Origin of the sequence: Dermacoccus sp. Tok2021 (assembly GCF_019895135.1) — a bacterium.
GTDB lineage: Bacteria > Actinomycetota > Actinomycetes > Actinomycetales > Dermatophilaceae > Dermacoccus > Dermacoccus abyssi.
Genome location: NZ_JAGTHU010000016.1, coordinates 83,359 through 90,280, shown reverse-complemented (window position 1 = coordinate 90,280; position 6,922 = coordinate 83,359). Strand labels below are relative to the sequence as shown.

Here is a 6,922-nt window from a genome sequence, read left to right as displayed (position 1 = left end):
TGTCACACGTGTGACGGCCTTGTAGCCCAACGGCTCGGCCCACACCGACTATGGTTCAGGTTCGAGAACCCCCTTTTTCGCATACCCAAAAAGTCTTTGCTTCGACGTGTTGGTACTCGGCTCCATAGCCGGCCGGGCCGCGGTTGTCGGAGGCCTGTGCGACGATGAAGTCGTCGTACCAACCGAAAGGAAACCATGTCCGAAGAGCGCAACGACAACGCATCCTCAGAGGGCGCCGAGCGCCAGCGAAGCCAGCGTTGGTCCAGCGCTCGTTCGGATCGTCGTGACTCTCCGCGGCGCGACGGTTCTCGTGATCAGCGTCGGGGTGACGACACCTACCGTTCGGATCGCCGCGACGAATCGCGTGGTGAAGGTCAGCGACGCGGGGACGGCTTCCGTGAGTCGTCGCGCGGTGCCTCCCGAGACGACCAGCGCCGGGGCGGTTATGGCGATCGTGGGGGCTACGGTCGATCCGATGAGCGTGCCTACCGCGGTTCCCGGGATGACAACGGACGCCGAGGTGGTTTTGATCGACGTGATGACCGAGGCGGTGCACGTCGCGAGGACTCTCGGGGCGAGCGGGGTGGTTACCGCGGGCCGGACTCCCGTGACGGGGAGCGTCGCTTCGATCGCCGGGAGGCTGAATTCTCCCGCGGGACGCAGGGCGAACGCGGAGGCTACGGGCGCCGTGAAGATCGTGAGCTCCAGGGGCGTCGTGACGATCGTCCGCAGCGCGGGGGCTACGGCAACCGCGACGAGCGCACTGGTCGTGGCGGCTTCGGCGGCCGCGACGATCGTGGGGGCTACGGCCGGCGCGACGAGCGCTCTGAGCGCGGTGGATTCGGCGGCCGCGAGGACCGCGGTGGCTATGGCCGTCGTGACGAACGCGGTGGTTTTCGTGAGCGAGGCGACCGCGGGGGCTTCCGCGGACGTGACGAGCGGGCCGGGGCCGGACGTGACGGAGAGCGCCGGGGCTTCGGCGACCGCGACGGCGCGCGCTCGGGTGGGCGCAGCGTTGGTTCCTCCGACCGCGGGCGTGGTTTCGATTCCCGCGACCGACGGGACGGCTTCGAGCGTGGGGGACGCGACGGCGGACGTGATCGCGGCCGCGGCTTCGAGCGTCGCGGCGGGTTCGACGGTCGAGGTGACCGCGGCGCCGGCTGGTCGGACGCGCAGAGCCAGATCCGCGGCCCGCGCAGCTGGGACGCGAAGGCGACCGGTGACGAGCGTCCCCGTCGTCGTCCCGAGCCGATGCTGCCGGAGGAGATCACGGGCTACGAGCTCGACAAGTCGGTGCGTCAGCAACTGCGCACGCTGAGCAAGGACAACGCTGAAGGCGTGGCGCGCCACCTCGTGGCCGCAGCCGAACTGCTCGAGGAGAACCCGGAGAAGGCTCTGGACCACGCGCAGCACGCGGTGTCGCGGGCCGGCCGAGTTCCGGCGGCCCGCGAGGCCCTCGGTCTCGTGCTCTACCGCACGGGTGAGTACGCCGAGGCGCTGCGGGAGTTCCGCACGGCTCGCCGTCTGTCGGGTTCCGATCACCTGCTGCCGTACATGGTCGACTGTGAGCGCGGCCTCGGCCGCTACGAGCGCGCCCTCGAGCTCGCCAACTCTCCGGAGGCCCAGCGCCTGCCGGAGGCGGACAACATCGAGCTGGCCATCGTCGTGTCGGGTGTCCGTCGCGACATGGGCCAGGCGCGTGCGGCGGTCGTCGGCCTGCGTCTTCCGGCGCTACAGAAGGCCACGACCCAGCCGTGGGCAGCCCGTCTGTTCTACGCGTACGCCGATGCCCTCATGGACCTCGGCGAGTCGGACGAGGCGCGCGAGTGGTTCGTCAAGGCCGACGAGGCCGACCGGGACGGTGAGACGGACGCGGGTGACCGCATCGACCAGATCGACGGCTTCGAGCTGACCGACCTCACGCCCGAGGACGAGGACGAGCAGGACCCGCGCCTTGCCGAGATCGACCTGTCCGAGTACGGGGCGGTGCAGCCGCAGCCCCCGGAGGCCACATCTGCTGAGCCGACCGAGGTGCCCGCAGATGCTGCGGCCAACAAGCATGCGGTGAGCGACGGCATCGTCGAGTCTGACGCCCAGGAGGCGGAGTCCTCCGGAGAGCGCAGCGTTCCTCGCGCGACGTTCGACGACGGCAGCTCTCGTGGCTGATGCGTTGATCGCTCGGTACGCGGCGATCGTCTGCGATCTCGACGGAGTCGTGTACGCCGGTCCCGAGCCGATCGAGCACGCTGTCGAGGCGTTGGTGGCGGCATCAGACAACGGTGCCCACGTCGTCTATGCGACGAACAACGCGTCGCGTACCCCGGCCGAGGTCGCGGGGCACCTGCGTGAGTTCGGTCTCGTGGTTGACGACGCCGACGTCGTCAACTCCTCGGCAGCGGGTGCCTACCTACTGGCGGGGTCGCTCACGGCGGGAGCTCGGGTGCTCGCCGTCGGGGGCGCCGGTGTGGGTGTCGCGCTCACCGAGGCGGGCTTGACGCCGGTGTCGCCCCAGGAGGCCCGGGACGGCACGCCGGTCGAGGCCGTACTCCAGGGGTACGGAGCCGAGGTGCGTGCGAGTGACCTCGCGGAGGCGGGTTTCGCCGTCGCCGGCGGGGCACGCTGGATGGCGACGAACACCGATCTCACCCTCCCCACCGACCGTGGAGTCGCGCCGGGCAACGGTTCGCTCGTGGGCGCGGTACGCAACGCTGTCGGCGTGGACCCGGAGGTGGCAGGCAAGCCGATGCCCACGATGTACGAGATGGCAGCGCGACGCAGCGGCGTCGACGCGCACCAGGTACTGGCCATCGGCGACCGGCTTGAGACCGACATCGAGGGCGCCGTGCGTGCGGGTATGGATTCCGTGCTCGTCCTCACCGGCGTGCACGATCTTGCCGATGCGGCGGCTGCGGCCCCAGAGCGTCGGCCCACGTTCGTCGTCGAAGACCTGCGGTCCCTGGCGAAGCCCTACGACGAGGACCCTTCCGCCCCCGGCACCTCGCACGACGCCCTGACCTGGTCCCAGGCGCGCGCGCTGCTGCGCGCGACGTGGGCCGAGGTCGACGCCGGCGAGCTCGACGCGGACGGCGCCCGTCATCGGTTCACGGACCTCACGGTGCGCTCGGCATGACGGCCGTTCCTTCCCCGCGCGACCTCAATCGCGCAGGCGGTCCCGCGGGCGGTGGGGAAACTCAGCACGACGGGGCTGTCGATGCGGCGCTCGAGACGCTGTCGAAGTCCACCGAGGAGTTCGTCGACGGTGCGCGCGAGGACGCCGGCGGCGTCATCGAGGCCGCCGAGGCGGTGCACGAACAGTTGCAGCGTCGCCTGCAGGAGGCGGGATCGTGAGCGGCCAGACCCGGCTCGACGCGGCGCTTGTCGAGCGGGGTCTCGTGCGTTCGAGGGCCCAGGCCAAGGAGGCGCTCGCACGCGGCAGTGTCGCCGTCAACGGGCAGATCGAACGCAAGGCCTCCACCCAGGTCGCAGATGCGGACGTGGTCACGACGAGCGAGGAGCGTGACCCCTACGTCGGGCGCGCAGCGCGCAAGCTCCTTGCCGCGCTCGAGGCCTTCCCGGACTTCGCGGGCGCCGTTGCCGGTGCACGTGCCGTGGACGTCGGAGCCTCCACGGGTGGCTTCACCCAGGTGCTGCTCGAGCGTGGTGCGACGCATGTCGTGGCGCTCGACGTGGGCCACGGACAACTGGCCGAACCAGTCAAGAGCGACCCTCGCGTCACCGATCTCGAGGGCCTCAACATCCGCGACGTCGTCTCGCGCGACAAGGTGGACGGCTCTCCTTTCGATCTTGTCGTGAGTGACCTGTCCTTCATCTCGCTCACTTTGGCGCTACCGCATATGAACTTCCTCCTGGCGGAGGCCGGGCATCTCGTCGTGCTCGTCAAGCCGCAGTTCGAGGTCGGCCGCGAACGTCTGGGGCGCACCGGCGTCGTCACGTCGCGCGATCAGCGCCGTGAGAGTCTCGAACGCGTTCTCGCCACGGCCACCGGGCTTTCGCTCGTCGTCCATGGCATAGCGTGGAGCCCCATGGTGGGTACGCACGGCAACCACGAATACCTCGTGTGGTTGCGCCGTGTGAACCAAGGCAGCGGCCTCGACGACGAGACCCTGCGCACCACCATCGACCAGCTCACCGGGAGGGACGACACATGAGCCGCCGCATTCTGCTCATCGGCCATTCGCGACGTCCTGAGGCCTTCGACGTGGCCGAGCGGCTCGTGTCCGCTCTCACCGAGCAGGGCATCACCGTCGTCGGATTCGCCGACGAGTTGACGGCCTTCGGCATCCGAGAGCGTGACCACGTCGTCACGCTCGCCGAAGGTACGTTGCCGCAGGGGTGCGAGTTGGCCGTCGTCCTCGGTGGCGACGGAACGATCCTTCGTGCAGCAGAGATCTGCCGTGACACCGGCATGCCGCTGCTCGGCATCAACCTCGGCCACGTCGGCTTTCTCGCAGAAGCCGAGATGGAGGACGTCGACCGCATCGCCGGCGGCATCATCGAACGCAGCTGGAGCGTGGAGGAGCGGGCGACGCTCGAGGTCGTCGCCTCGTCCGGCGGGAACGACCCCACCGAGCTGTACCGCGGCTGGGCTCTCAACGAAGCCAGTGTGGAGAAAGCCGAACGCGAGCGAATGCTCGAACTGACGGTCGAGATCGACGGACGACCGCTGTCGACATGGGGAGCGGACGGCGTCGTCATCGCGACCCCCACGGGCTCGACTGCCTATGCCTTCAGCGCCGGCGGGCCCGTCGTGTGGCCCGACACCGAGGCCATCCTGCTCGTGCCGATCTCCGCCCACGCGCTCTTCGCGCGCCCCCTCGTGCTCAGCCCGGCCGCTCGGCTCGCGGTCGAACTGGTGCCGGGGGCGCAGGGGAAGGCAGTGTTGTGGTGTGACGGGCGACGTTCGTTCGATCTGCCCGACGGTGCGCGGATCGACGTCGTGGCGAGTGCCAAGCCGGTACGCCTGGCGCGTCTCAGCTCCGCTCCGTTCACGGATCGTCTCGTGCGCAAGTTCGACCTCTCGGTCTCGGGGTGGCGCGGCTCGCGCGCCTGAGATCGTTCGCCAGGAGCGAAATCTCCAATCGAATGCGTGTTCGAACGACGATCGGTCGGTCGGCTCCCTAGAGTGGTCTCGTGCTCAAGGAGATCCGCATTCGCAACATGGGTGTCATCGCCGACGCCACGTTGGAGCTGAGCCCGGGCCTCAACGTCGTCACCGGTGAGACCGGCGCAGGCAAGACGATGGTCGTCTCCGGCCTGGGGTTGCTCCTCGGCGAGCGCGCCGACGCCGATCGTGTACGCACGGGGGAGAAGCGTGCCGTGGTCGAGGGCTTCCTCGACCTGCCTGACGACCACGCTGCCCTCGCGACGCTGCGCGACGAGTTCGAGTTCGACGGCGACGAGGAACTCATCCTCTCGCGCACAGTGGCTGCGGGAGGCCGGTCCAGAGCTCATGTCGCCGGGCGCAGCGTGCCGGCGTCGGTGTTGGCCCAGGTCGGCCACGACCTCGTTGCCGTGCACGGTCAGGCCGATCAGTGGCGTCTCAAGCGTCCCGAGGAACACCGTGAGGTGCTCGACTCGTTCGCGGGTGCCGAGTTGGCCGCTCTCGCCGAGCAGTACCGCGAAGGCTTCGTCCGGTTGAAGGCTCTTCGGGCCGAACGGCGTGAACTGACGCAGAAGGCTCAAGAGCGCGCGCAGCGCCTCACGATGCTCGAGGCCGGCATCGCACGGATCGACGAGCTCGAGCCCGTGGAGGGGGAAGACGTCGAACTCGCCGCGGAGAGCGAGCGGCTCACCCACGCCGAGGATCTCCTCGCGGCGGGCACGGGGGCCGCCGGCGCACTTGCCGGTGACGAGACGGACCCTGACCAGCCCAACGCTCTTGCGCTGCTCGCGCACGCACGAAGTGTGCTCGACTCGGCGGTGTCGCTGGACGCCTCACTGGGTGAGTACGTCACCCGGCTCAAGGAGATCCAGACGTTGACCGCCGACCTCGCGGCCGACGTCTCGGGGTACGCCTCCGGTATTGACATGGATCCGGCGCGGCTTGCCGACGTGCACCAGCGTCGCGCGGCCCTCACGGCCCTCATGAAGGCGTTCGGTCCCGAGCTCTCCGATGTCGTCGCCTGGCGCACGGCAGCGGGAGTCGAGGCCGAGGCGTTAGCAGGCTCCGACGACCGTGTCTCGGCCATCGACGCCGAGATCGCCTCACTCACGCCGAAGGTGGCCGACCTCGCGCTTCGTCTGCACGATGCGCGCGTTGAGGCCGCTACCAAGCTCGGCCAAGATGTCACCGCCGAGCTTGCCCACCTCGCCATGGGCTCGGCGCGCCTCGAAGTCGCCGTCACGCTCAACGAGGCCGAAGCCGGCCTCGAGCTGGGGGACGGGCGCATCGTGAAGCCCACCGAACACGGCATCGACGACGTCGCGCTCCTGCTCGCGGCGAACAAGGGCATGGCTCCGAAGCCGGTGACGAAGGCTGCCTCCGGTGGTGAGCTCTCCCGCGTCATGCTCGCGCTCGAGGTCGTGAGCAGCACGGGCGAGGTGCCGACGTTCGTCTTCGACGAGGTCGATGCCGGTGTCGGCGGTGAGGCGGCGGTCGACATCGGCGCGCGTCTGGCCAAACTGTCCGAACAGGCACAGGTCATCGTCGTCACGCACCTCGCCCAGGTCGCGGCGTTCGCCGACAACCACCTCGTCGTGCACAAGTCGCACGACGGTGCCGTGACGGAAAGTGGTGTCACGAGCGTCACAGGTGAGGCCCGGCACGAAGAACTGGCGCGAATGCTGGGCGGTGACGCCTCCAGCGCGGTTGCGGTGGAGCACGCGAAGCAACTCCTTGCCTCCTCCGACGCGATTCGTCGCGAGGCGATCTCGCCCGCCCCCGTTCGATGACGTAGGCTGG

General features: G+C 69.4%; 7 protein-coding genes. 6 read left to right on the top strand and 1 reads right to left on the bottom strand.

What is annotated here, in order from left to right; all coding sequences use genetic code 11:
• Positions 1-225: 225 nt before the first annotated feature.
• Entirely contained in the window at positions 226-1,305 is a 1,080-nt protein-coding gene (locus K9D12_RS10550; protein ID WP_223060170.1) for a hypothetical protein, read from the bottom strand.
• Between K9D12_RS10550 and K9D12_RS10545 the strand changes: the two genes are divergently transcribed.
• The 6 genes from K9D12_RS10545 to recN all read left to right on the top strand — a co-directional run bounded on the left by K9D12_RS10545 (position 1,252) and on the right by recN (position 6,912).
• On the top strand, positions 1,252-2,166 hold the full coding sequence (locus K9D12_RS10545) for a tetratricopeptide repeat protein (RefSeq protein WP_223060169.1): 915 nt from the start codon (positions 1,252-1,254) through the stop codon (positions 2,164-2,166). The genes K9D12_RS10550 and K9D12_RS10545 overlap by 54 nt on opposite strands.
• Positions 2,159-3,130 carry an HAD-IIA family hydrolase gene (locus K9D12_RS10540; protein WP_322612216.1) on the top strand — a complete coding sequence of 324 codons (972 nt, stop codon included), beginning with the start codon at positions 2,159-2,161 and terminating at the stop codon, positions 3,128-3,130. The genes K9D12_RS10545 and K9D12_RS10540 overlap by 8 nt, the downstream gene beginning before the upstream one ends.
• On the top strand, positions 3,127-3,348 hold the full coding sequence (locus tag K9D12_RS10535) for a hypothetical protein (protein ID WP_047312662.1): 222 nt from the start codon (positions 3,127-3,129) through the stop codon (positions 3,346-3,348). The genes K9D12_RS10540 and K9D12_RS10535 overlap by 4 nt, the downstream gene beginning before the upstream one ends.
• On the top strand, positions 3,345-4,169 hold the full coding sequence (locus K9D12_RS10530) for a TlyA family RNA methyltransferase (protein WP_223060168.1): 825 nt from the start codon (positions 3,345-3,347) through the stop codon (positions 4,167-4,169). Before K9D12_RS10535 ends, K9D12_RS10530 begins: the two co-directional genes overlap by 4 nt.
• Positions 4,166-5,071 (top strand): NAD kinase, encoded by a 906-nt coding sequence (locus K9D12_RS10525; RefSeq protein ID WP_129663251.1) that lies wholly within the window; start codon positions 4,166-4,168, stop codon positions 5,069-5,071. The genes K9D12_RS10530 and K9D12_RS10525 overlap by 4 nt, the downstream gene beginning before the upstream one ends.
• An 80-nt stretch (positions 5,072-5,151) precedes the next feature.
• Positions 5,152-6,912: a DNA repair protein RecN gene (gene recN, locus K9D12_RS10520; protein WP_223060167.1), complete on the top strand. Its 1,761-nt coding sequence runs from the start codon at positions 5,152-5,154 to the stop codon at positions 6,910-6,912.
• The last annotated feature ends 10 nt before the right edge of the window (positions 6,913-6,922 follow it).